This window comes from Natronomonas marina (assembly GCF_024298905.1).
Taxonomy (GTDB): domain Archaea; phylum Halobacteriota; class Halobacteria; order Halobacteriales; family Haloarculaceae; genus Natronomonas; species Natronomonas marina.
Genome location: NZ_CP101154.1, coordinates 3,444,888 through 3,468,580, shown reverse-complemented (window position 1 = coordinate 3,468,580; position 23,693 = coordinate 3,444,888). Strand labels below are relative to the sequence as shown.

Annotated in this window: 25 protein-coding genes; 9 read left to right on the top strand and 16 right to left on the bottom strand. The window is 69.4% G+C overall.

Translation table 11 applies throughout. The features are described from left to right. Positions 1 to 50: 50 nt before the first annotated feature. Together NLF94_RS18070 and ygfZ are read left to right on the top strand one after the other, a co-directional pair. On the top strand, positions 51 to 362 hold the full coding sequence (locus NLF94_RS18070; protein WP_254839034.1) for a DUF6432 family protein: 312 nt from the start codon (positions 51 to 53) through the stop codon (positions 360 to 362). A 63-nt stretch (positions 363 to 425) separates the two neighbouring features. Further along, complete coding sequence (gene ygfZ, locus NLF94_RS18065) at positions 426 to 1,511, top strand: CAF17-like 4Fe-4S cluster assembly/insertion protein YgfZ (RefSeq protein ID WP_254839033.1); 1,086 nt, start codon at positions 426 to 428, stop codon at positions 1,509 to 1,511. A 54-nt stretch (positions 1,512 to 1,565) separates the two neighbouring features. On the opposite strand, the gene NLF94_RS18060 is transcribed toward ygfZ, so the two are convergent. The 3 genes from NLF94_RS18060 to NLF94_RS18050 form a co-directional block, all read right to left on the bottom strand. Then, on the bottom strand, positions 1,566 to 2,060 hold the full coding sequence (locus tag NLF94_RS18060) for a DUF7979 domain-containing protein (protein WP_254839032.1): 495 nt from the start codon (positions 2,058 to 2,060) through the stop codon (positions 1,566 to 1,568). 95 nt (positions 2,061 to 2,155) lie between these two features. Then, on the bottom strand, positions 2,156 to 3,991 hold the full coding sequence (locus NLF94_RS18055) for a ribosome biogenesis/translation initiation ATPase RLI (RefSeq protein WP_254839031.1): 1,836 nt from the start codon (positions 3,989 to 3,991) through the stop codon (positions 2,156 to 2,158). After that, the gene (locus tag NLF94_RS18050; RefSeq protein ID WP_254839030.1) at positions 3,991 to 4,308 is read right to left on the bottom strand and encodes an EMC6-like membrane protein; all 318 of its coding nucleotides are present in this window, start codon (positions 4,306 to 4,308) and stop codon (positions 3,991 to 3,993) included. The genes NLF94_RS18055 and NLF94_RS18050 overlap by 1 nt, the downstream gene beginning before the upstream one ends. Before the next feature lie 132 nt (positions 4,309 to 4,440). Here NLF94_RS18050 and NLF94_RS18045 point away from each other — a divergent pair, with 132 nt between their 5' ends. Continuing rightward, positions 4,441 to 4,722 (top strand): MarR family transcriptional regulator, encoded by a 282-nt coding sequence (locus NLF94_RS18045; protein ID WP_254839029.1) that lies wholly within the window; start codon positions 4,441 to 4,443, stop codon positions 4,720 to 4,722. Positions 4,723 to 5,249: 527 nt separating this feature from the next. Here NLF94_RS18045 and NLF94_RS18040 read toward each other — a convergent pair. Next, on the bottom strand, positions 5,250 to 7,109 hold the full coding sequence (locus NLF94_RS18040; RefSeq protein WP_254839028.1) for a PINc/VapC family ATPase: 1,860 nt from the start codon (positions 7,107 to 7,109) through the stop codon (positions 5,250 to 5,252). A 133-nt stretch (positions 7,110 to 7,242) separates the two neighbouring features. Here NLF94_RS18040 and NLF94_RS18035 point away from each other — a divergent pair, with 133 nt between their 5' ends. The 3 genes from NLF94_RS18035 to NLF94_RS18025 all read left to right on the top strand — a co-directional run bounded on the left by NLF94_RS18035 (position 7,243) and on the right by NLF94_RS18025 (position 11,900). Next, complete coding sequence (locus NLF94_RS18035) at positions 7,243 to 8,319, top strand: M20 family metallopeptidase (RefSeq protein ID WP_254839027.1); 1,077 nt, start codon at positions 7,243 to 7,245, stop codon at positions 8,317 to 8,319. 75 nt (positions 8,320 to 8,394) lie between these two features. Further along, a complete protein-coding gene (locus tag NLF94_RS18030) occupies positions 8,395 to 9,900 on the top strand; it encodes a carboxypeptidase M32 (RefSeq protein WP_254839026.1) in 1,506 nt (501 codons plus the stop codon). Between the two features lie 188 nt (positions 9,901 to 10,088). After that, positions 10,089 to 11,900: a flippase activity-associated protein Agl23 gene (locus NLF94_RS18025; protein ID WP_254839025.1), complete on the top strand. Its 1,812-nt coding sequence runs from the start codon at positions 10,089 to 10,091 to the stop codon at positions 11,898 to 11,900. On the opposite strand, the gene NLF94_RS18020 is transcribed toward NLF94_RS18025, so the two are convergent. The 3 genes from NLF94_RS18020 to NLF94_RS18010 all read right to left on the bottom strand — a co-directional run bounded on the left by NLF94_RS18020 (position 11,810) and on the right by NLF94_RS18010 (position 14,472). Next, complete coding sequence (locus tag NLF94_RS18020; RefSeq protein ID WP_254839024.1) at positions 11,810 to 13,237, bottom strand: hypothetical protein; 1,428 nt, start codon at positions 13,235 to 13,237, stop codon at positions 11,810 to 11,812. The two genes, NLF94_RS18025 and NLF94_RS18020, sit on opposite strands and share 91 nt — an antisense overlap. After that, a complete protein-coding gene (locus NLF94_RS18015; RefSeq protein ID WP_254839023.1) occupies positions 13,234 to 13,977 on the bottom strand; it encodes an ABC transporter ATP-binding protein in 744 nt (247 codons plus the stop codon). Before NLF94_RS18015 ends, NLF94_RS18020 begins: the two co-directional genes overlap by 4 nt. An 87-nt stretch (positions 13,978 to 14,064) precedes the next feature. After that, on the bottom strand, positions 14,065 to 14,472 hold the full coding sequence (locus NLF94_RS18010; protein WP_254839022.1) for a hypothetical protein: 408 nt from the start codon (positions 14,470 to 14,472) through the stop codon (positions 14,065 to 14,067). 126 nt (positions 14,473 to 14,598) lie between these two features. Between NLF94_RS18010 and NLF94_RS18005 the strand changes: the two genes are divergently transcribed. Next, positions 14,599 to 15,513 (top strand): oxidoreductase, encoded by a 915-nt coding sequence (locus NLF94_RS18005; protein ID WP_254839021.1) that lies wholly within the window; start codon positions 14,599 to 14,601, stop codon positions 15,511 to 15,513. Here the strand turns inward: NLF94_RS18005 and NLF94_RS18000 are convergent. The 5 genes from NLF94_RS18000 to NLF94_RS17980 all read right to left on the bottom strand — a co-directional run bounded on the left by NLF94_RS18000 (position 15,510) and on the right by NLF94_RS17980 (position 18,381). Continuing rightward, positions 15,510 to 15,647, bottom strand: a complete 138-nt coding sequence (locus NLF94_RS18000) for a DUF7331 family protein (protein ID WP_254839020.1) — start codon at positions 15,645 to 15,647, stop codon at positions 15,510 to 15,512. The two genes, NLF94_RS18005 and NLF94_RS18000, sit on opposite strands and share 4 nt — an antisense overlap. Before the next feature lie 63 nt (positions 15,648 to 15,710). Next, complete coding sequence (locus NLF94_RS17995) at positions 15,711 to 16,343, bottom strand: DsbA family oxidoreductase (protein ID WP_254839019.1); 633 nt, start codon at positions 16,341 to 16,343, stop codon at positions 15,711 to 15,713. A gap of 80 nt (positions 16,344 to 16,423) precedes the next feature. Then, positions 16,424 to 17,404: a magnesium/cobalt transporter CorA gene (corA, locus tag NLF94_RS17990; protein ID WP_254839018.1), complete on the bottom strand. Its 981-nt coding sequence runs from the start codon at positions 17,402 to 17,404 to the stop codon at positions 16,424 to 16,426. After that, the gene (locus NLF94_RS17985; protein WP_254839017.1) at positions 17,401 to 17,568 is read right to left on the bottom strand and encodes a hypothetical protein; all 168 of its coding nucleotides are present in this window, start codon (positions 17,566 to 17,568) and stop codon (positions 17,401 to 17,403) included. Before NLF94_RS17985 ends, corA begins: the two co-directional genes overlap by 4 nt. Positions 17,569 to 17,622: 54 nt before the next feature. After that, positions 17,623 to 18,381 carry a CehA/McbA family metallohydrolase gene (locus tag NLF94_RS17980; protein WP_254839016.1) on the bottom strand — a complete coding sequence of 253 codons (759 nt, stop codon included), beginning with the start codon at positions 18,379 to 18,381 and terminating at the stop codon, positions 17,623 to 17,625. A gap of 203 nt (positions 18,382 to 18,584) precedes the next feature. Between NLF94_RS17980 and NLF94_RS17975 the strand changes: the two genes are divergently transcribed. Next, positions 18,585 to 19,787, top strand: a complete 1,203-nt coding sequence (locus NLF94_RS17975; protein ID WP_254839015.1) for a potassium channel family protein — start codon at positions 18,585 to 18,587, stop codon at positions 19,785 to 19,787. A gap of 2 nt (positions 19,788 to 19,789) precedes the next feature. Here the strand turns inward: NLF94_RS17975 and NLF94_RS17970 are convergent, their stop codons facing one another. From NLF94_RS17970 to NLF94_RS17960, 3 genes are read right to left on the bottom strand one after another with little or no spacing between them, the layout of a single operon-like run. Beyond that, the gene (locus NLF94_RS17970; protein ID WP_254841447.1) at positions 19,790 to 20,305 is read right to left on the bottom strand and encodes a magnesium transporter; all 516 of its coding nucleotides are present in this window, start codon (positions 20,303 to 20,305) and stop codon (positions 19,790 to 19,792) included. Positions 20,306 to 20,349: 44 nt separating this feature from the next. After that, positions 20,350 to 20,925 carry a magnesium transporter gene (locus NLF94_RS17965; protein WP_254839014.1) on the bottom strand — a complete coding sequence of 192 codons (576 nt, stop codon included), beginning with the start codon at positions 20,923 to 20,925 and terminating at the stop codon, positions 20,350 to 20,352. Positions 20,926 to 20,969: 44 nt separating this feature from the next. Then, complete coding sequence (locus NLF94_RS17960; protein ID WP_254839013.1) at positions 20,970 to 21,272, bottom strand: hypothetical protein; 303 nt, start codon at positions 21,270 to 21,272, stop codon at positions 20,970 to 20,972. A gap of 774 nt (positions 21,273 to 22,046) precedes the next feature. Between NLF94_RS17960 and NLF94_RS17955 the strand changes: the two genes are divergently transcribed. Further along, positions 22,047 to 22,499: a hypothetical protein gene (locus NLF94_RS17955; protein WP_254839012.1), complete on the top strand. Its 453-nt coding sequence runs from the start codon at positions 22,047 to 22,049 to the stop codon at positions 22,497 to 22,499. 542 nt (positions 22,500 to 23,041) lie between these two features. Here NLF94_RS17955 and NLF94_RS17950 read toward each other — a convergent pair. After that, complete coding sequence (locus NLF94_RS17950; RefSeq protein WP_254839011.1) at positions 23,042 to 23,653, bottom strand: translation initiation factor IF-2 subunit beta; 612 nt, start codon at positions 23,651 to 23,653, stop codon at positions 23,042 to 23,044. Positions 23,654 to 23,693 lie beyond the last annotated feature (40 nt).

The following is a 23,693-nucleotide window of genomic DNA, read 5'->3' as shown; positions in this document are numbered from 1 at the left end:
GCGACCGACCCGGCGAACGGTTAAGAGACCTCCGCGCAAAACCCTCACGTATGCAGGCGAAGGGGGAGTACCGCGACCGCGAGGACACGCAGGTCGCCGTGCTCGATGCGCTCGTCGAGCGGACCGAAGAAGGAATGACGGTGTTCGAACTCCGCTCCGACGCCGACGTCGACATCGACGACCTCGAATCGGCGCTGGCCGACCTCAAGCAGGCGGGGCTCATCACCGTCGAGAACGACGACGAACCGATGCGTATCTACCCCGACGACCGCGTCGTTCCCGACCCCGACACGGAGTCCGACGGCGACGAGACCGACGAGCGGTCGCTGTTCGAGCGGGTCCGCGAGCGGCTCGGCGTCTGAGACTCCCCGCCGACCCGGGACGGACCCGCGGCTGTTTTACCGCGGCGGCGCCTTGAACCGGCAATGACAGTCGTCGCGGACATCCACGAGGCACACGGGGCGACGTTCGCCGAGCGCGGCGGCCGCCGCGTCGTGGCCAACTACGGCCGTCCCGAGCGGGCCCACCGCGCGGTCCGGAACGTCGTCGGCGTCGTCGAGATGGGGTACGGGGTCGTCGAGGTGACCGGCGACGACCGCGTCGAGTTCGTCGACAACGCCGTCTCGAACCGCGTCCCACCCGAGGACGGCCGGGGCGTCTACGCGCTCCTGCTGGACCCGCAGGGCGCCATCGAGACCGACCTCTACGTCTACAACGCCGACGAGCGCCTGCTCTGTTTCGTCCCGCCACAGCGGGCCGAACCGCTGGCCGAGGAGTGGGCCGAGAAGACGTTCATCCAGGACGTCGAGGTTCGGGCCGCGACCGACGACCTCGGCGTCTTCGGCGTCCACGGTCCGAAGGCCACCGAGAAGATCGCCTCCGTGCTGACCGGTCCCGGCACGCCGGACGACCCGCTCGCCTTCGTCCGCGGGACCGTCGGCGACTGGGGCGTCACCGTCGTCCGCACCGACGACCTGGCCGGCGAGGAGGGCTACGAGGTCGTCTGTGCGGCCGACGACGCCGCCGGCGTCTTCGACGCCCTCGTGAACCACGGACTCAACGCCGCGCCCTTCGGCTACGACACCTGGGACGACCTGACGCTGGAGGCGGGAACGCCGCTGTTCGACACCGAACTCGAAGGCTCCGTCCCCAACGTCGTCGGCGTCCGCAACGCCCTCGACTTCGAGAAGGGCTGTTACGTCGGCCAGGAGGTCGTCTCCAAGATCGAGAACCGGGGGCGACCCTCCCGGAAACTGGTCGGTCTCCGGCCCGACGCGGTCCCCGACGCCGGCGCCGCCGTCTTCGAGGGCGACGCCTCGGTCGGCGAGGTCACCCGCGGCAGCCACGGTCCGACGGTGGAGGCGCCGATCGCGCTCGCCGTCGTCGACTACGGGCTGGAGGCCGACGCCGTGACGGTCCGAATCGACGGCGAGGAGGTCGACGCCGACCTCGCGCCGTTGCCGTTCGTCGAGGGGTCGGCCCGCTCGCGTCGGCTCCCCGAGTACGTCTGAAACGGGGCCGTCGGGGAGGAAGCAGCCGTCGTCGCCGGGACGGCGACCCGGCCGTCAGTCGTACGCGCGATAGAGGAGACCGCCGCCGAGGACGCCGAGCAGTCCCAAAACGCCGACGAACGCGACGCTGACCAGAACGGTCGTGAAGACGAACGTCCGGGGGTCGGCGACGCCGACGGCCCTCGCCGTCAGCCGGTAACAGTCGCCGTCGACCAGGACGTACTGCGGCGGTCCCGGATCGAGCAGACCGCCGTACTGGAAGTCGCCGACGGCGACCCCGGTCCGGACGGGCTGTTCGGGTCGTGAGACGGCCCTGTCGACCACCGTCTGGCCCTTCGGCGAGAGGTCGGCGTACTCGTAGCGGGCGTCGGCCGGCGCGCCGCCGGCGTCACAGCGGGCGTCCTCGGCGGGGGTGACGGTGTGGGTGTAGCCCGAGGCCTGCACCTGCGAAAGGAGCACGCCGCCCGCCAGGAGCGCGCCGACGACGGCGGCCGCTCCCAGGACCGCCAGGAGCACGCCGAGCGACTTCCGACCCTCCGGCAGCACCATACGCTCGCCGTACTCGGCTGGAGCGTTTAACGGTTCCCCGTCCGGTGGCTGCTGGTCCCGTTGGAGCGGCTACCACCGCCGGTCCGTCGACGCGGCTACTCGTCGGTCGGCGCGTAGTAGTACTCGCCTTCGGCCTTCTGCTCGCGGTCCTTCTGGGAGCCGGGTTTGTTGATGCGGGGACGGCCGGTCCGCTCGTCGCGGCGGAACGTGACGTCGAGGTTCGAGAGGAAGGCGTTCATCCCCTCCCGCATCGGGACGGGTCGACCGGCGCGGCCGTGCGCGGCGGGTTCGCCGTCGAAGACCTGCAGCCGGTCCGACAGCAGGTCGATCATGTAGATGTCGTGGTCGATGACCATCGCGGTCGCGTCGTGTTTCTCCGTGTAGCGCCGGATGGCCCGCGTCGCCAGCACCCGCTGTTCGACGTCGAGGTGTGCGGAGGGTTCGTCCAGCAAATAGAGGTCGGCCTCCTTCGAGAGACAGGCCGCGATTGCGACCCGCTGGCGCTCGCCGCCGGAGAGGTCGGTGAGGTTCTGCTCCATGATCCGCTCCAGCTGGAGCGGCTGGGCGATCTCGGTGTTCCAGTAGGAGGTCCCGAACTCGTCGGTGATGGAGCGGAGGAAGGCGTCGACGCGCATGTGCTGGTCGATCTCGACGTACTGGGGCTTGTAGGAGATGTCCAGCGCGGCGTCGAAGCTTCCCTCGTCGGGGTCGAGCCGCCCCGCCAGCAGTTTCGCAAACGTCGACTTCCCGATGCCGTTCGGTCCGACGATGCCGAGCACCTCGTTTTCGCGTATCTCGCCGCCCTCGACCTCCAGCGTGAACTCGCCCTCGCCGTAGGACTTCGTCAGGTCCGGGTACTCGACGAGCGTGTCGCCGTGGGACACCGTCCGGGGGGCGTGCTCCTCGAACTCGATTGCCTCCGGCCGGATGCGCATGTTCTCGTTCTCCAGGTAGCCCTCGAGGTACTCGTTGATGCCCGATTTCGTGGACTTCGGCGGTGTGACGACGCCGAAAACGCCGGGTTCGCCGTAGGCGACGTGCAGGGCGTCCGCCAGCAGGTCCAGCACCGCCAGGTCGTGCTCGACGACGAGCATCGAGCGGCCCTCGGCCGAGAGTTCCTGAACGAGTCGGGCAGCCGTGACCCGCTGGCCGATGTCGAGGTACGGCGTGATCTCGTCGAGGAAGTAGAAGTCGGCGTCCCGGACCAGCGTCGCCGCCAGCGCCACCCGCTGGAGTTCGCCGCCCGACAGCGTGTCGATGGGCTGGTCGACCACGGGGCCGATGCCGAGCCGCTCGACCAGTTCGTCCGCGACGCCGCGCTCGTCGACGCCGGCCAGCAGTTCCTCGGTCTTCCCGTCGAAGCTGTCAGGGATGCGGTCGACGTACTGCGGCTTGCGGGCGACGGTCACCTCGCCATCCTGGAGGTCCCGGAGGAAGCCCTGCAGTTCGGTGCCGCGGTAGGCCTCGAGTACCGTCTCCCAGTCCGGTTCCTCGTCGAAGCGGCCGAGGTTCGGCGTGATCTCGCCGGCCAACGCGTGGACGGCGGTCGTCTTCCCGATGCCGTTCGGCCCGAGGATGCCGGTGACCCGTCCCTCCTGAGGCGCCGGCAGGCCGTACAGCGCGAAACTGTTCTCGCCGTAGCGGTGGGTCGGCTCCTCGTCGAGTTCCTGCGGCAGGTTGATTATCTCGAGGGCGTCGAAGGGGCACTTCTCGACGCAGATGCCGCAGGTCTCGCCGAGGCAGAGTTCCTCGGAGATGGAGACCTGGTCGGGGGCGCCGGCGTAGAGGCCGTCCTCGCCGTGGCGCTCCTCGCGGGTGACGATACACTCCTCGCCCGTCCGGTTCGGCGGGCAGAAGTTCGCACACTCGTAGTTGCACCGGTCGGGCTGACAGCGGTCCAGGTCGACGACGGCGATGCTGTCGTCGGCCATTAGACGGTCGTTCCCGTCGTCAGGAGGATCGTCCAGCAGACGAACCACAGCGCGAACGTCATGAAGGCCACGTAGAGGTAGTCCTTCGCGCCGAACTCCTCGACGTCGAGGTCGACGCCGGCCGCCTCCAGCGCCCGGTGGAGCGGGAACTGCGCGACGATGGCGGCGGCGAGTACGTAGACGCCGAGGGGGTCCGTCGCGCCGCTGGCGACGCTCCCGGAGATTACCGCCGCGACGACGCCGGCCAGACACGCGAGGAACGTGACCGTCACGCCGCGGACGTGTGCGGCCCGGCGCTCGGCCGTATCGGTTGCCATACTCCACCTTCGTCCGTCCGGCGGCAAAAGCGGTTCGTTCCGACGCCGCGGCCGAGCGGGCGCGTCGCCGTCGGATACCCCACACGTTGGGCTCAATCTTTATACACATGGCTACCCTATTTTTGGGCACAGATGGCCGATTCTGACGGGGAAGACCTCTCGGACCTCCCACCAAGCGCGAAACTCGTCTACAAGGTGCTCGAGTACAACGGGCCGATGACCCAGAAGGACATCGTCGAGGAGTCGATGCTGTCGGCCCGAACGGTTCGGTACGCGCTCGAACGCCTCGAAGAGATCGACATCGTCACCGAGGACGTGTACTTCGCAGACGCACGGCAGAACCTCTACGAAATCGAGGCGCCGGTCGAGGCCGCCGCCGACGGCGGCACCGACGCGGCCGCCTCCGACGACTAACACCCACTTTTTACACGGCCCTCTCGCGCAGCGAGAGGGCCGGCAAAAACGTGGGGAAAATATGCGCGCGCTCCTCCAGCCGCTCAGCCTCCCTGCGGTCGGCTGAGCGTTAGTCGTCGCGCGCTACGGCGACTCACTCGCTTCGCTCGTTCGTCGCCGGGAACCGCCTCGGGGGCCTTCTTCGAAGGCCCCGCTCGGCGGATACTGGCCGGGGGTTTCGATTTCCTATCGCTTCGACTCACCGGCGATGACCGGTGACGAACTCCGACCGGGAGTTCTCGGGTTTAGACTGCCGATACGGAACGTCCGGTTTCGACGCTCGACCGAATACAGTGGATAGCATCCGCCGAGGGGGCGTCCGTCAGGTCGCCCCCGAGGCGGTTCCCGGCGATGAGGCGCCGGAGGCGCCGAATCGCCGTAGCGCGCGCGGACTGGAGGCGAGCCGAAGGCCCGCCGAAAGGAGCATGCGCGCATATTTTCCCCACGTTTTTGCCGACCCCCGGAGGGGGTCGTGTAAAAAGTGGGTGTTACTGCGGAACGACGGTCACCTGTCGGCCGTGGTCGATGGCCGCCTCCAGTTCCTCGGCGATGGCGGACCCGCGCGAGACCTGGATTTCGCCGCCCCGGGAGACGGTGGCGGTGAAGAGGTACTCGCCGTCGGCCCGCACCTCGACGGTCTCGCCCTCGTGGGCGCCCAGCGGGATGACGACGTGGCGATTGGTCACCTCCGGGGTCACGACCTCGCCAGCAGTGCCGCCACCGCCGCCCGCGCCGCTCGTGGCGCTCTTGCCGCCGGGGCGTTCCGAGAAGGTTCGGACGTCGATGTCGATTCCGAGGCGGTCCTCGATCTTGCTGATGCGGCCGCCGCCCTTCCCGATGACGTAGGAGATGTCGTCGTCCTCGACGTAGGCGACGGCCTCGTTGCCGCCCTTCAGTTCGACCTCGACGTGGCCGCGGGCGGCCGACCGGATTTCGCGCTCGATCTCCTGCTTGGCGACGCGCTCGACGCCGCTGGACTCGGCCTCGCCGTCGGCGCCCTCCAGCGGGACGGTGACGACCTGACGGTTGAAGGTGTAAATCTCGTAGGCCGGCTTGCCGGTCTCGAAGTCCTCGATGACGATGACGGGCCGGGCCAGATCCTCCTCGACGAGGCCGTGGGGCACCTTCACCTCCGTGGAGACGTCGTAGACGGTGTCGACCTCCCCGGCCTCGATGTAGACGACGGTGTCGACGACCTGCGGGATCATCCCGAGTTCGACGCGGCCGACGAGTCGCTGGAGAGCGTCGATGGCACGGGTCGCGTGGACGACACCGATCATGCCGACGCCGGCCATCCGCATGTCCGCGAACGTCTCGAAGTCCGAGGTCTTGCGGACCTCGTCGTAGATGGTGTAGTCGGGCCGGACCATCAAAAGCGAGTCGGCGGTGTTCTCCATCGAACCGCCCAGTTCGGTGTACTGCGTGATTTCGGGACCGACCTGGAGGTCACGGGGTTTCTCCATCGTCTTGACCGCGAATCCGGCGTCGTTGAGGAACTCCGCGACCGCCTGTGCGAACGTCGACTTCCCGGCGCCGGGCGACCCCGAGATGAGGACGCCCCGCTGTCGTCCGGCCAGTCGGTCCCGGAGTTCGTCGGCGAACTCGTAGTCGTCCAGTTCGGTCTTGACGATGGGACGGACGGCGGTCACCTCGATGGCGTCCGAGAAGGGCGGCTCCGCGACGGCGATGCGGAGGTCACGGATCTGGACGATTGTCATGCCGGGGTGGGAGAGCTCGACGAACCCCTCCGAGGCGGAGCGAGCGGTGTCGACGACGTCGGTGGCGAACGACCGCATCTGCTCCTCGGTCAGGACGTCCTCGCCGATGTGCTCGTAACTCATCTCGCCGACGGTGCCGCGCTTGGCCATCGGCGCGACGCCGGTCTTGAGGTGGACCGACATCGTCTCCTCGTCGAAGTACTGCTCGATTGCGAGTTCGTCGTCATCGTCGCCGTCGTCCGTCCGGGGTTCGACGTACTCGACGGCGAGTCCCTTGGCCTCGGCGACCTCGCTCTGGACGATGTCGCTGGTCAGAAGCGTCGCGCCGTACTCGGCGGCCAACTCACGGATGATGGCGTCGATTTCGCCCTCGCCGGCGTCCCGCTTCTCGACGGCGTCGGGCCGGCGGCCGACGTACTCGACGGTGATGTCGCCCGAATCGGCGTAGTCGGCGAGCCGTTGCAGTTCCTCGAGGCCCTCCCAGCCGCTCTCGCGGCCGTCGTTGGCCTGGGCCTCCAGTTCGCCGACGACGGCCTCCGCGACGTAGACGGTCCCGTCGAAGCCCTCCTGCTCGACGCGTTCCGACACGCGGCCGTCGACGACCGCGCTCGTGTCCGGCAGAATATTCATACCTGAAATAGGGGTACCGAGGCGTATAAATACGATGATGGGTCGTTCACGACCCCCACGCGGCGGGGCGTCCGACCGGCCCGCGACGAAGCCGACCCCGGAACTGAAGCCCCCTCGCCACCTCGCTCCGACGATGTCTGTCCGCGAGTTGACCCGCCAACTCGTCGCCACGCCCAGCCACGACGACGAGACCACGGCGGGCGACCGAATCGAGTCCTGGCTCGCCGAACACACCGACGCGGCCCTCGCCCGCGACGGGGCGGGCAACGTCGTCGCCCGGCGGAACACCGGCGCCGACACGTCGCTCGCGCTGGTCGGCCACCACGACGTCGTCGAACCGGACGACTCCCAGCGCGAGGACGGCGAGTACGTCCTCCAGGAACGGGACGGTCGGCTGTACGGCCGCGGCGCCGCCGACATGAAGGGCAGTCTCGCGGCCGCGATGGTCGCCTTCGCCGACGCGGACCCGGCCTGCGAACTCGTCTTCGCCTCCTTCGTCGGCGAGGAGTCCGGCGGCGTCGGCTGTCGGGCCGCAATCGAGGACGGCTTCGCGCCGGACTACGCCGTCGTCGGCGAGGGCTCGACCGGCTACTCCGCCGAGGGGGTGACCGACGTCGCCGTCGCCCACAAGGGCCGTCGCGGCGCCACCGTCGTCGCAGCGGGGACGGCAGCCCACGCCAGCGAACCCGAGGCCGGCGAGAACGCCATCTACCGGGCGACGGAGGCGGTTTCGCTCGTCCGGTCGGCGGCGGTGCCGGGGGCGACAGTGCTGGGCCACGACCTCGAGGGCAGCGTCGTCGTCACCGAGATCGAGGGCGGCAGCGCCTGGAACGTCGTCCCCGAGCGCTGTGCGTTCACGGTCGACGAGCGGACGGTGCCCGGCGAGCGGGCCGACCTCGGCGCCGTCGAGTCGGTGCCCGGCGTCTCCCTCGAGGTGGACCAGGACCTCCCGCCGATGGCCTGCGACGACGGCGAGTTCGCCGACGCGGTGCTTTCGGCGGCCGACGCCGCCCAGGCGGGGACGCCCGAGTCGGTGGTCAAACCGCACGCGACGGACGCCGGGTGGCTGGCGGGTCGCGCCGGAACGACCACCGTCGTCTGCGGGGCCGCCGAACCGGGCGAGGCACACACCGCCGACGAGTCCGTCTCCTTCGAGGTGGTCGAGCGGTGCGCGGAAATATACCGGCGCGTCGCGGAGACGTGGGGCTAACCGGGGGGCGGTCCCCGACCCCGAGACGGACCCGCTAACCGTGGCTTCTTGACGCGGGAACCCGCAGTGTCGGGCATGGCAACGGAGCAATCCTCGGTCCCCGAGGCCTACGACGACCTGCTGGAGCAGTACGGCCGGTCGACGTACCTCGGCGACGCCAACATGGTCCTCTCGTGGGACCAGGAAGTGATGATGCCGGAGGGGGGCACCCCGGCCCGGGCGAAGCAGCGCGGCGCCATCTCCGGGATGCAGCACGAGTTGCTCGTCGACGACGATGTCGGCGCCTGGCTGGAGGACCTCGACGGCGCCGACCTGCCGGCCGAGCAGGCGGCCGTCGTCCGCGAGATTCGCCGCCAGTACGACCGGAAGGCGAAGGTCCCGACCGACCTCGTCGAGGAGATAAGCGAGGCAACGAGCGACGCCCACCCGGTCTGGCAGGAGGCCAAGGAGAACGACGACTGGGAGACGTTCGCGCCCACCGTCGAGCGCCTGCTGGACCTCAAGCGGGAGTACGCCGAGCACATCGACCCCGACGCCGACCCCTACGCGGTCCTCTTCGCGGACTACGAGCCGTACATCGACCTCGAGACGGCCGAGCGCGTTCTCGAGCGACTCCGCGACAGGCTGGTCCCGCTCATCGACGACATCCGCGAGACCGACGCCGACCTCTACACGGTCGAGGGCACGTTCCCCGAGGCCGACCAGATGGCGCTGGCCCGCGAGACGCTCGAGACGCTCGGCTACGACTTCGAGCACGGCCGCCTCGACACCGCGCCGCACCCCTTCTCCAGCGGCACGCAGTTCGACGCCCGCGTCACCACGCGGTTCGACGAGTCCGAGCCGCTGGACTCGCTGGGGTCGACCATCCACGAGTTCGGTCACGCCACCTACACCCAGGGGCTCTCGACGGACGACTACGGGACGCCGCTGGGCGAGCACCGCGGGCTGACCGTCCACGAATCCCAATCGAGGCTCTGGGAGAACCACGTCGGTCGTACCGAGGCGTTCTGGGAGGGGTTCGTCCCCCGGTTCAACGAGCAGTACGGGACCGACCTCACCTCGCGGCAGGCCTACGAGGCCGCGAACCAGGTCTACGAGGACAACCTCATCCGGGTCGAGGCCGACGAACTCACCTACCACCTCCACATCATCCTCCGGTTCGAGATCGAGCGCGACCTGATCGCCGGCGACCTCGACGTCGCGGAGGTGCCGGCGGTCTGGAACGACAGGATGGAGGAGTACCTCGGCGTCCGGCCCGACGCCGACGGCGAGGGCTGTCTGCAGGACATCCACTGGAGCCACGGCTCGTTCGGCTACTTCCCCACCTACTCGCTCGGCAGCGTCCTCGCCGCACAGCTGTACGCCGCCGCGGAATCCGACATCGACGACCTTGCCGGGAAGGTCCGGGGCGGCGAGTTCGGCCCGTTGCACGAGTGGCTCACCGACAACGTCCACGCCCACGGTCAGCGCTACACCACCGACGACCTGATAGAGCGGGCGACGGGCGAGCCGTTCACCGCCGACCACTTCCTCGAGTACGCCGACTCGAAGTTCGGCGCCCTCTACGGCCTGGACCGCTGAGACGGGACGAAAAGACATTTGCCCGACCTCTCCGAGTGCTCGCCCATGACCGCCCGTCCTCGCCCGGTTCGGCCGCCCGCTGGCCCCCGTCCGTCCCGGGGTCGACCGCCCGCCGGCTGTCGCCCCCGCGGGGTCGTCGCCCGCCAGGATAGCTCGACCGCCCGCCCGTCCGCCCCCGACGCCCGTCGATGAACCGCGGCGACCGAACCGTCCGGGCCGTCGTCGCTATCACCGTCCTCGCGCTCGTGGCCCGGTTCGTCCTGCTGGGGTCGCGGGTCGCCCACTTCGATGAGGCCCGCGTCGCCTGGTGGGGGCTGGACTACCTCGAAACCGGCGCGACCAGTTACCGGTACATCATCCACGGTCCGCTGATGCAGCACCTCCACGCGGCGCTGTTCGCGGTCTTCGGCGCCTCGGACTTCGTGATGCGGGCGCCGGTCGCCCTCGTGGGCGGCCTGCTGCCGCTCGTGGCGCTGTGGTTCCGCCAGCACCTCGACGATGTCGAGGTCGTCGCGCTCGCCGTCTTCCTTGCGGTCGACCCCATCCTCCTGTACTACTCGCGGTTCGCGCGGTCGACGGTGTTCGTCGCCGCCTTCTGCTTCGTCGCCTTCGCCGCGCTGGTCCGGTGGTACGACGGCGACGGACACGGCTATCTCCTCGTCGCAGCGTCGTTCCTGGCGCTCGGCTTCGGCGCCAAGGAGAACGCCGTCGTCTACGTCCTCTGTTGGTTCGGTGCGACGGGGCTGCTGCTGGCCGGGAGCCGAGTCGGTCTCGCGCCGCCCGTCGGCGCCCGGACCACGCTGGGCGAGTGGGTCGAGGCGCGCCGGGAGCGATACCGCCGCGACCCCGCGAAACGCCGGCTGTACGCGGCGGGCGCCTATCTGCTCGGCGCCGCGGCCGTCGCCGTCGCCGTCGTCGTCTTCCTGTACGCGCCCCGTGGCGGCGACGCGGGACTCTGGACCGGCAACCTCGGCGCCACCTTCGACACGATGTGGACGGACATCCGGACGGGGATGGAGTACTGGTTCGGCCAGGGCGAGGAGAAGGACCTCGCCGCCTACCGGAGCAACCTCGAGCGGTTCGTGTCGACGAGCGTCGAGTACGCCGGCGCACTCGTCGTCCTCTCGGTCGCCGGCTTTCTCGCGGAACTGACTCGCCGCGAGGAGGCCCGAAAGCTCGTCCTCGGCTGTAGCTACTGGGGGTTCGCCAGCGTCGTCGGCTACCCGCTCGGGACCGACATCTGGGGCGCCTGGATAATCGTCAACGCCCTGGTGCCGCTCTCGGTGCCGGCGGCGGTCGGCCTCGGGACGCTAATCGAGGTGGGCCGGGAGGCACTGGCCGACGCCGACCGCATCAGCGCCGGCATCGTCGGCGTCCTCCTCGTCCTCGTCGTCGGGCAGGTGGCCGTCGTCGGCGCCTCGGCCGCGTTCGTCCAGCCGACCAGCCCGGACAACGACCTGGTGCAGTTCGCCCAGCCACAGCAGGAGATGCGCCAGCCGGTCGACGAGATAGCCGCCGTCGCTGCCACCCACGAGTCCGGTCCCGACGTCCTCGTCTACGGCAGCGACGACTTCGTCGGCGACGGCGGGTTCCGGAGCCCCGAATGCATCCGCTGGACCCGGACGCTCCCGCTGGCGTGGTACCTCGAAGGCCCGGGCGCGTCGGTGACCTGTGCGGGCAGCGCCGACGCGGTTCCGGAGGAGCTACCGCCCGTGGTGGTCGCGGAGGCCGACTGTACGCTCGACAGGACCGTCGAGTGCCGGCGGGAAGCGGGACGGCTGGCGGTCGACGACGACCTCCGCGAGCGAATCCCGGACGACTACGAGCGGTACGGCTTCCTCCACCGGACCACTGGCGGGTCGTCCTTCGACGGGATGGTCGTCTTCGTCGACCGGGACGCCCGGGCCGCTCAGTCCGTCCCGGCGAGTGCCTTCCGCTCCCACCGCGGCCCGGCCCGTCGGTACAGCGCGATGCCGGCGACCCCCGACAGCGCGGCGTAGGCGACGCTGCCGAGCGCCAGCCCCGTCGGCGCCAGCGTGAACGCGATGGCGGCGACCACCAGCGGGATGAGGACGACCATCATCGCCAGCGTGAAGCCGGCGAAGACGGGCGTGTCGAACAGGAGTTCGGTCGGTTCCAGCCCGGCGACGTAGGTGGTGACGCCGAAGACGTACAGACACAGCGGCGCGAAGACGGCGACGCCGACGAGCATCGTCCCGGTGCCGAACACGAGGACGCCGGCGCCGAGGAAGGCCAGCCCCGACGGCAGCGCCAGCAGACAGAAGCCCAGCAGTTTCGCCCGGAAGACCTCGGATAGCTCGACCGGATACCGGAGGTAGAAGTCCGTGTCGTCGAACTGGCAGAGCCAGTTGTAGGTCGTGAACGAGCCGAGCGCGAGCACGCCGGCGATGGTGAGGCCGGGTTCGGGTCGGACCGGCACCACGTCCGGCAGGAATGCCAGCAGGACGGCCAGGACGGCGAAGACCAGCCCCTGCGAGAAGACGACCTTCCAGAGCCCGCCCGACGAGCGGACGACGTCCAGCAGCGACTTCGCCAGGAGGCCCTGCGTGTCGGCCGCGCCGAGCGCCCGGTGCAGCGTCCCGAAGCGGTCGTCGGCGGTCCGGGTCGGCGTCCGGCGGTCGAACCGGAACAGCCCGACACCGACCGCACCGAGCGCGACGGGACTCAGGACGCTGCCGACGACGGCCGCCGGCGTGATTCCCGACAGAAGACCGTACGGCGTGAACGCCAGCAGGCGACCGCCGTCGACGACGAGCGCGGCGACGGCGCCCAGCGCGACCAGCGCCGAGGCGACCCGCGAGCGGGTGTGGATGCCCACCAGCGCGAAACTGGCGGCGACGCCGACCGCGAAGACGCCGACGCTCGTGACGAAAAGCAGCGGGAGCCGCGTCGCCGCCACGTCCGCCATGACCACCAGCGGGACGAGTCCGACCGTCAGCGGCAGCAGAAAGAGGACGGCGTAGTACGCGACGTCCTTCACGAGGAAGGCGACGAGGAGCGTTCGGGGCTCGACGGGGAGGGTGCGTGCCGAGAACAGCAGCAGCGTCGTCTCCCCGAGCAGGTCCTCGAGGGCGTCGCGGCCGACGAGACCGACGGTGCCGACCTGCAGGCCGAGCGCGGCGACGACCAGGTGCAGGCCGTCGACGAGCAGGCCGGTCTCGGCGTCCGCAAGCGCGAAGAAGGCGGCGGTGCCGCCGGCGACGGCGGCGACGAACACCGGAAACAGCGCGAACCGTCGCCCGCCGAAGGTGCGGCTGTGCAGTCGCCACTCCTCTATGGCCATCAGCCGCAGGAGGTAGCCCGTCGAGAGGCTCATGCCGACCTCGTGAGGGTGGCCTCGGTCACGTCCTCGTCGACCGACGTGAAGAACCGGTCGAGCAGGGCGTCGCCGTCCATCCCGCGGGGCCGCAGCTCCTCCAGCAGCCGCCCGCGGTTGATGATGCCGACCTGGGTGCAGACCTCGGCGGCCGTCTCCACGAAGTGCGTCGACAGGAACAGCGTGTTGCCGGCCGACCGGTAGGTCTCGAAGAACTCCTTGACCCGCTCCTGCATGATGGGGTCGAGGTTCGTCAGCGGCTCGTCGATGAAGACGACCCGCGGCTCGTGGATGAACGCCTGCGTGATGAGCACCTTCTGCCGTTCGCCCTGCGAGAGGTCGGTGCACAGCGTGTCGAGCTTGTGGGCGAACTCGAGGCGCTCGGCCCAGCGGTCGACCCGCTCGTCCATCGTCGACTCCTCGAGCCCGCGGGTCGTGGCGGCGAACTCGAAGTACTCCCGGACGGTCAGAAACGAGGGGGGCCGGCCGCTCTCCGGCAGGATGCCGACGCGTCGCCGGGCCTCGACGGGCGTCTCGACGGGGTCGACGCCGGCGACCCGTGCCTCACCCGAGTCCGGGACGAGCTGGCCGGTCAGGATGTTGATGGTGGTCGACTTGCCCGCGCCGTTCGGCCCGAGGAAGCCGTAGCACTCGCCGTCCTCGACGGCCAAAGAGAGCGAGTCGAGCGCGACCACGTCACCGTACCGCTTCGACAGCTCTCTCGTCTGGATAGCCGGCATTCGAGAACGGGTTCGGACGCGAGCGGCCTATACTCTGTGGGCCGTGTCGGGACGTGAAACGGAAGGACCGGGGCGGTCGCTGTCGGTTCAGTTGCCGCCGGGGTCGGGCGGTTCGACCGGACAGGGGTTGCCCTCGGGGGCTTCGAGACCGATGTCACAGGTGAACGCGACGGTGAACTGCCGGTCGCCCACCGTGATGACGAAGGTGTCGCCGAAGTTCGACGAGCGCTTCTCGAGGCTGTCGTCGTTGAACCCCTCGTAGTCGATTGCGACAGGCCCGGCGTCGAGCGCGCCGCGCTTGTCGCAGTCGTGCTCGGTGGGGGAGCCGACGCACTCGACGCTGGCGAACCCGCCCTGGTCGTCGACCGTGACGGAGGTGTTCGAGTCGATTTCCGAGTCGCCGAGGTCCTGGGCAGCGGCGACGCCGCCGAGGGCACCGACCGCCAGACAGAACGCGGCGACGGCGAGCAGCGCTCGCAGGTGTGCCTGACGCATACCAGTATCCGGCGGTCCCGCACGCATCGGCGTTTCGCCTGACATGAACGGGCATATAAATAGTGAACGCAGTTCCGGTTGCCGCCGTCGCGGAAGACGTATTCGGCCGGCCCCCGAGGTGGGCGTATGGCCGACTGGACTGCCGACGAATTGCCGGACTGTACCGGTCGAACCGTCGTCGTCACCGGCGCCAACAGCGGCATCGGACTGGAGGCGACCCGGGAACTCGCCGGCGCGGGTGCCCACGTCGTGATGGCGTGCCGGAGCCTCGACGACGCCGAACGCGCCCGCGAGGGGATACGCGACGACTACCCGGGCGCGTCGCTCACCGTCCGGGAACTTGACCTGGCGGATCTGTCGTCGGTGCGGGCGTTCGCCGCCTGGACCGACGAGGAACTCGCCCGACTCGACGTTCTCTGTAACAACGCCGGCGTGATGGCGATTCCCCGCAGCGAGACGGCCGACGGCTTCGAGACGCAGTTCGGCGTCAACCACCTCGGACACTTCGCGCTGACGGGCCTGCTGTTCGAGCAGTTGCGGGAGGCGCCCGACCCCCGCGTCGTCACCCAGAGCAGCGGCATGCACGCCCGCGGCGAGATGGACTTCGAGGACCTCCACGGCGTCGAGGACTACGACAAGTGGGACGCCTACGCCCGGAGCAAACTGGCGAACCTCCTCTTCGCGTACGAACTCGACCGGCGGTACGGCGACGAACTGACGAGCGTGGGCTGTCACCCGGGCTACGCGGCGACGAACCTCCAGTACCGCGGTCCGGAGGCCGAGGGGTCCAGGGTCCGCAAACTGGCGATGAAGGCCGCGAACGCTCTCCTGGCCCAGTCGGCCGAGGCCGGCGCGTGGCCGCTGCTGTACGCGGCGACGGCCGACGACGTCGAGGGCGGCGACTACGTCGGTCCCGGCGGCCTCCTGAACATGCGCGGCGCCCCCGAGAAACAGCACTCGGCGAGCCAGTCGTACGACGAGGCGACCGCCGAGCGACTCTGGCGGGTCTCCGAGGACGCGACCGGCGTCGAGTTCCCCTAGGTCTCGACGGTGGCGGGCGACTCGACGTGGACCCACGCGCTGGGGTTCTCCCGGTCGTAGACGACGAGGCTACCGTCGACCCGGAACTGGCCGTACCGGCCGTCGTCGCCGGCGTGCAGGCGTGTCGTGTTCATCTTCGGGACGGGCGAGGCTTCGAGCGGCCGGGAATAGGCCTCACGCCGCGCTGTGCCGGCCGTTTAAGCCCCTTCGACCAGCCGGCGGAGCTGTTCCGGTGGCACCGCACCGCGGGCGGCGTACTCGTCGTGGACGAACGTCGGGACGCCGGTGATTCCTCGTTCCTGGGCCGCCTCGAAGGCGGATTCCAGGGCCGTCGCGCTGTCGTCGTCGGCCAGCGTCTCGGCGACGTAGCCCTCGGGGAGGCCGGCGTCGGCCGCCACCTCGGCCAGTACGTCGGCGTCGCCGACGTCGCGGGCCTCCGTCCAGAGCGCCTCGAAGACGCCCCGGTGGAACGCCTCGAAGGCGTCGGGGTGTTCCTCGCGGGCGCGGAGCGCGACCCGCTGGGCGTCGTAACTGTCGACGTCCTTGCGAAGTTCGCCCGCCATCTCGACGTCGTACTCCTCGGCCAGCCGTCGGACGTTCTTCCGGGCCTCCTCGTAGTAGGACTCGTCCTTTCCGTCGTCGACCGAGTGGTCGATGCTGCCGTCGGACCGCCGCTTCCGGGAACGGAGATCGAAAGGCTGCCAGTCGGTCTCCAGCGGCGCCTCCCGGGTCTCGCGGTACTCCTCCAGCGAGGCGTAGCCGAGATAGCAGAACGGGCAGACGTAGTCGGCGTACACGCGGACGGTCGGGACGGGTTCGGTGTCGCTCATACCGGTGGTCGGGGACGGACCGACAAAAGCCCGCGCCCGGTGTGGCGGCCGGGCACACTGGCGGCCCGGGAGGCGGCCCGCTAGAGGTACTCCTTCCGGCGGAACGCCCACAGCATCGCCAGCCCGATACACAGCATGCCGGCCATCGCGGCAGGGTAGCCGAACCGCCAGCCGAGTTCGGGCATGTTGTACGGTCCGCCGGCGAAGTTCATGCCGTAGACGCCGGCGACGAACGTCAGCGGCAGGAAGATGGTGGCGATGACGGTCAACACCTTCATCACCTCGTTGCTGGACTGCGACAGCGTGTTGAGGTAGATGTCCCGGGCACCGGCCACGAGGTCGCGGTACGTCTCGATGAGGTCGACCACCTGGACGAGGTGGTCGTAGACATCCCGGAAGTACTTCTCCGTCTCGGGTTCGACGTGTGCGGGGTCGCCGCGGGCCAGCACCGACAGCGCCTCCCGGGTCGGCCACGCCAGTTTGCGGAAGGACAGCAGGTCCCTCCGGACGGCGTTGATTTCCTCGAGGACGTCGGCACCGCTCGCGTCGAGGACGTCCTCCTCGATGGACTCGATGGCGTCGCCGACGTGGTCGAGTAGCGCGAAGTACTCGTCGACGACGACGTCGATGGCGCGGTAGGCGGTGAAGGCCGGCCCGCGCTGGAGGAGGCGCTCGTCGCCCCGGACGACGGCCTCCCAGACCCGGCCGATGGGGTCGTCGTCGTAGGTCGACAGCGAGACCAGCCAGTCGTCGCCGAAGAACAGTCCGACGGGTTCGTCGCGGACCTCCTCCTCGAAGGTCGTCTCGCCGCGGGTCAACTCGGCGGTCTTCACCAGGACGAACGTGTACTCGGGGAACTCCTCGGTCTTCGGCCGCACCCCGTTGACGATGTCGTCGACGGTGAGACGGTGGATGTCGAAGGCGTCGGCGACCGCCTCGATCTCGGCCGTCGTCGCCTCGTCGACGCGGACCCAGGTGGTGCCGCTCGCGGCCCTCGCGGCCGCGATGTCGTCGTACTCGGTGGTGCCGCCGGCGTCGTAGACCACCGCGCGGACGGTCATGGCGTCGCCTCCTCCAGGGAGGGGCCGATGGCCACTAGGACGATGCCGAGCGCGACGGCCGTCAGCGAGAAGGCCCGGCCGGGGTAGGGGACGGCGACGCCGACGCCGTACCCCACGAGGCCGACGGCCAGGAGCACCGCACCGGCGGTCGAAACCGGGTTCATGGCCCCCATCTCGGCGGCGGCGGCCAAAAGCGTTCGCCGCGTCGACGGCCCCCGTCAGACGAACGGGACGGCCGCCGAGACGGCGTAGCGAGCGCCGTTGGACCCCTTCCTGGCGGCGGTCCGGCCGGCCCACGCCGTCTTCCGGGCGGCCGCCTTCGTGTAGTGGCCGCTGCAGCGCTTCAGCGACGCCCGCTGGCCGCGGATGGCGGTGTCGCCGGCGCGGATGGCCTCCACGACGTCGGCGCTCTCGACGTCGGCGATGGGACTCTCGACCCGAATCTCGGTGAACGCGCGGCCGACGGTCAGAAGCGAGTGGGCGTCGCTGCCGCCGACGGCGGGGTAGCCGTACCGGCCGGCGTACGCCCGCGCCCGCCGGTTCCGGTAGCCCGTGAACAGCCAGGCGTTGTACGTCTCGATGGCGTCGGGGTCGACCCGCTTGAGGCGGCGCTTGCGGACGCCGTGACGCGTCCGCTGGAACGGGTGCGGGACGACCGCGACGCCGCCGGCCCCCTGGACCGCGTCGATGGTCTCGCCGACCGGCCGGCCGACCGGCGGCATCTCCTCGACACCGATGGCCAGCAGATGGCCGTCGGCGGTCGACACCTCGACGCCCGGAACCCCCACGAGACCGTACTCACGGGCCCGCTCGGCGGCCTCCAGCGAGGCCGAGATGACGTCGTGGTCGGTGACGACGACGGCATCGAGGTCGATGTCCGCGGCGTGCTCGAGTATCATCTCCACGGGCTCGTGGCCGTCGTATGAGGCCTCGCTGTGGACGTGGAGGTCCACCTCGAGGGTGCTCGGGCCGCTCATCGACCCACCTTCGGGTCCGAGCGGGATAAGCCGACGGGCCGGTTGTCGTGCCTCGCTCGTTCGGCGGTCGCCGAACAGCGTGAGGCGACCGTCCGGCCGCTCGCGGGTCGCTCCGCTCCCCGCTCGCGCAGTCCGAGGCGCTCCCTGCGGTCGCGCCTCGCGGCCCACCAACCCTTTTCATACCCGCTCCGTATTGGAGCGGTATGGCAGGCTTCGAGGGGGAGGCCCCGGCCGAGCGCGTCGCCTACGAGCCGATGAACGTCAAGGAGCTACTGGTCGAGATGAAGGACACCTCCGAACTGCTCATCGACCTCTCGTACTCGGCGGTGCTGCACGGCAACGCGGACCTGGCACGGGAGGTGCTCGCCCTCGAGGAGAAGATGGACGTCCTGCAGTTGCGCGCGCGGATGAGCCTGATGATGGCCGCCCGCAACCCCGACGAGGTGGAGGCGCTGGCACCGGTGCTCGGGCTGGCGGCCGGCGCCGACCGCATCAGCGACGCCGCCGGCGACATCGCCAAGATCGTCCTCGAGGACATCGGGCTGCCGGATGCGATGCGGGCGGCGCTCCCGGAGGCCATCGAGGTGCTCGTCCGCGGCACGGTCGCGCCCGACTCGCCGTACGCCGACCGGACGCTGCTCGACATCAACCTCGAGAGCGAGACCGGCGTCCGCGTCATCGCCATCCACCGCGGGGACGACTGGCTGTTCAACCCCGGGCCCGACACCACCGTCCGGGCCGGCGACCGCTGTATCCTCCGGGGACCGGAGCGGACGGTCGGCGAGGTCTACGAGACGGTCACCGGCGAGGCCTTCGAGTCGCCGGACCTGCCCGAGTCGGAGATCGACGACCTCGAGCGGGCCGTCGACTCCATCGTCCTGATGAAGAACCTCTCGGAACTGGCGGTCGACCTCGCCTACGGGAGCATCCTCTTCGACAACGACGACCTCGCCGAGGAGGTGCGCAACCTCGAGGTCGAGGTCGACGCCCTGCGGTCGCGGTTCGAGGCGTGGCTGCTCCGGGCGGCCGCCGACGCCGAAGACCCGGTCGCGCTGCGGGGGCTCATCCACCTCGGCGTCTCGACGGAGGTGATAAGCGACGCCGCCCTCGACATCACCGAGGGCGTCCTCCGGGGGCTGTCGGTCCACCCGGTCGTCGAGTTGGCGGTCCAGGAGTCCGACGAGATCCTCGTCCGGGTCGCCGTCGGCGAGGACAGCGCCCTCGACGGCGAGCGGGTCGCCGACGGCGTCCCGACCGCCGAACTCGGCCTGAACGTGCTGGCCATCCGCCGGGGCGACGACTGGATGCTCGCGCCGGCGGCCGACGCGACGCTTTCCGCCGGCGACGTCGTCATCGCCAAGGGGACCCGGACATCCGCGGCGGAGTTCCGGGACCTGGCGGCGTGAGGCTACAGCACGAGCGTTGCGACGCCCGAGAGGACGAGCACGCCGAGGATGTCGCAGACGTTCGTGACGACGGGGATGGTGGTGTCGTCGGGGTCGAGTCCGCGCCGGTAGGAGACGTACGTCGCGGCGACGGAGATGACGACGGCGAGCGCCGCCAGCAGCAGGCCGCTGACGACCGAGATGACGAACAGGTCGACGAACGCCATCGGGCGGGCGATGGTCCGGCCGACGACCCAGGCGGCGACGCCCAGCGCCGAGAAGACCGTCGCCGCCAGCAGCATGATAGCGGCGACGTTGGCCCACAGCGCCTCGTCGCGAGGGTCGAACGAGAGCGTCCCCAGGTGCAGTCGCGTCGAGAGTCGCGCCGAGAAGATGGCGCCGAGGTTCCCGCCCATCCCTATCATGACGGGCACGAGCACCAAGAGCGTCGGATTGTCGAGGTAGGTCGACTCGAGCGTTTCGAGGACGTAGCCCGACCCCATCTCCAGGACAGACAGCGCGACCAGAAGCGGGAACATGGTCGCAACGATGCTCCGGGCCCGCCAGGTGCCCAGTTCGTCGGTCACAGCACCACCCCAACGACGACGACGGCGACGTAGAGGAAGACGACGCCGAAGACGTCGCCCAGCATCGTCACGATGGGGCCGATCAGGTTGTCGGGATCGAGGCCGAACTCGTAGCTGCCGAACACCAGGAGTAGCAGGCCGAACACGAGGACGACCGAGGTCAGTACGCCCGAGACGAACGTGATGCCGACCAACTCGACCAGCCGGGCGGATTCGCGGCCGAGCGCCTGCAGGATCCCCCACGAGAGGGCGCCGACGAGTACCGAGATGCCGATGCCGTTGACGAAGGAGGCGACGACGGCGTTGACGAGCCGTTCGTCGTACGCCAGGTCCGGTTCGATGAGCCCCTGGTGGAGCCCCGAGGAGAGCCGCGCACCGAAGGCGCCGTAGACGTTGCCCCGCGTGGCGAGGAAGGCGGGGAGCAACAGCAGCAGGCCGGGGTACTGCCGGAACGCAGCCCGCATCGCGTCGCTGCCCAGCACCGCGCCCGCGAACAGCCCGCCGAGGAGGCTCACCGAGAGGATGCCGACCGACTCCCGGTATATCCGCCGTACCTCCTCGCGGACCTCCATGTCGGTGCCGTCGCGCGGTCCGGTGATAAAATCGGCGGCGAGGCTCAGCGACCGAGCGCCCGCACCAGGACGTTCCCGACCAGCACGACGGCCAGCGCGGCGCTGACCTGGACGGTTGCGCCGACCGGCGTGAGAACGCCGAACCCGACCACGAGCAGCGCGAAGGCGAGGACGCCCAACTCGATCCGGCGGACGGGAATTTCGTGGTCGACATCGAGAGTGTGGTGGACCTCGACGCTGGTGTCGCCGACGTCGATGCTGTGGTCGACGTCCTCGGCGAGCAGTTCCGTCGGCGCGAACAGCGTCGGGTCGAGCAGGGGTCGCTGTCGGTCGTCGTCGTCGGCCATTGGCTACCCTTCTACGTCGGCGGTACATAATGCGTGGGGCTGGCGGGAGGGCGGTGTTCAGATGTGTGTGCGAATGTACCGTTGTAGCTTCTACCAGTTCGCGTCGATATTTTCGGCGGCGTGCTGAATACAGGGCGCGTATCTTGCACGGTGCGCCTTCCAAGCACAGACCATTTGATGCGGTACGGGCGGCGGATAATGTGGTCGGTAGCTCAGCTATTGCTGTCCAGAGCAAACGCTCCGGTCTCGCGACAGAGGGCACACGGGTTCGTGTCCGAACGGAACGCTTCCTCGACGGAGTCGTACACGTCCTCCGAGGAGATTGTCGACACATCCCCTGAGGCGAGGCCACAGACTGCCTCGAAACGATTTTCCCCCTCCTCATGAACTCGTTCACAGGCGTGAACAGCCGCCCAGACATCCTGTACACGGTGGGCGTAGTAGAAGTCAATATCTCGCGGAGTCAGGTCAGTTGGCCGACCCATCAGTCGCACGTCGCCGGCGGCTTACAAAGGGGTTCTGGCGAGGAGTTCGATACGAGTATGAAAACTGGATTCACGGGCCTGAGGGTTCAGAATCACTGATTGCGTCACGACAGACTCATGATCTATATTCAGCAGCCAGTTCCTGATAGGGATTCGGTAGCTACCGCGTCAGCCCGATACAGCATTCCACTTTACCGACCGGTTCCCCGGCACTCCCGAGCGGCGTTCGACCCGTCTCCCGACGTTCCCGATTGCTGTCGCTTATGTCCTCGCCCCTCCTACGGGGCGTATGGACGAGCGCATCGCCGGCGACTGGGACGAGGCCATCACCCTCGCCCGCTCGCTGGAAGAGGGCGAGGAGGTCCGACTCTCGAAGTCCGTCGAACCGGCACTCCCGGCGGACATCGACCTCCGGCGGTCGAACTTCCCGTGGTCGATACACAAGGGCGCGACCGCCGTCTACCGGGAACGAGAGCGCGGCCGGCACCTCCAGATACGGGAGTACCCCGCCGCGTGGGTCGTCTCGACGGACAGCTACAACCCCCGCTACCGGCCGATCGGACACGCCACGGTCGACATCCCCGCGACCATGCTCATAGCGATGGGGACGCTGACGCCCGTCCAGAGCTACCGGTGGGTGTTCGGCGACCGGTTCCCCTCGCCCGCATCGACGCTCTCCTTTACCGCCTCGACCGTCGAGAAGAGCCTGGAACTGGGCAAGAACCTGCTTCCACTGCCGTAGTCGACGTTCGCGGGTCACTTCGTTCCCCGCTCGCAATTCCGAGGTCCTCCCGGCGATCAGCCCTACACTCCCTGCGGCCTCGCTGCTCGCGGGTCACTTCGTTCCCCGCTCGCAATTCCGAGGTCCTCCCGGCGATCAGCCCTACACTCCCTGCGGCCTCGCTGCTCGCGGGTCACTTCGTTCCCCCTCTCGCAATTCCGAGGTCCTCCCGGCGATCAGCCCTACACTCCCTGCGGCCTCGCTGCTCGCGGGTCACTTCGTTCCCCGCTCGCAATTCCGAGGTCCTCCCGGCGATCAGCCCTACACTCCCTGCGGCCTCGCTGCTCGCGGGTCACTTCGTTCCCCTCTCGCAATTCCGAGGTCCTCCCGGCGATCAGCCCTACACTCCCTGCGGCCTCGCTGCTCGCGGGTCACTTCGTTCCCCGCTCGCAATTCCGAGGTCCTCCCGGCGATCAGCCCTACACTCCCTGCGGCCTCGCTGCTCGCGGGTCACTTCGTTCCCCGTTCGCAATTCCGAGGTCCTCTCTCCGGTCGGCCCTCGCTTACGCCAACCGCGAGAACGCGAGGTTGCCGCTGGTGTCCTCGATGAATATCTCGACCACGTCGCCCTCGCTGGCGCCCGGCACGAAGATAGTGTAGTCGCCGCGGTGGGCGACGCCGTCGCCCTTCCGGCCCGTATCGGTGACCTCGACGGTGTAGGTCTCGCCGGCTTCGACCTCGTCTTTCGTCTGCTGGGTGGTCGCCGACCCGCTCTTCTTCTGAACCGGCCGGAACGCCCCACAGGCGTCACACCGCAGCATCATCGTCCGGTCCTCCTGGACGAGGCGGGTGTCGGGCAGCCCACACTCGCTGCAGCGGACGTACTCCTCGGTGTACTCCTCGACGGCGGCCTCGAACTCCCGCTCGGAGAACTCGCCGTTGTAGCGGCCCACGCCCGCCTCGAGTTTCCCGGAGGTCGCAAGCGACCGCTGGATGAACCGGTGGAGGTGGTCGGTGCTCCGGTTGAGGGCGTCGGCGACGGCCTCGAGGTTGTTGAAGCGGGTGAACGCGCCGTCTGGCTGGGCGTCGGCGTCCGGGACCGAGAGCCGGTCGCCGCCCGACTCGATGTCGGGAACGGCCTCCAGCGCCCGGTCCAGGCTGGCTTCGTATTCCATACGAGAGGGAGGCGGCCACGACCTAAAGGGGTTCCGAGAG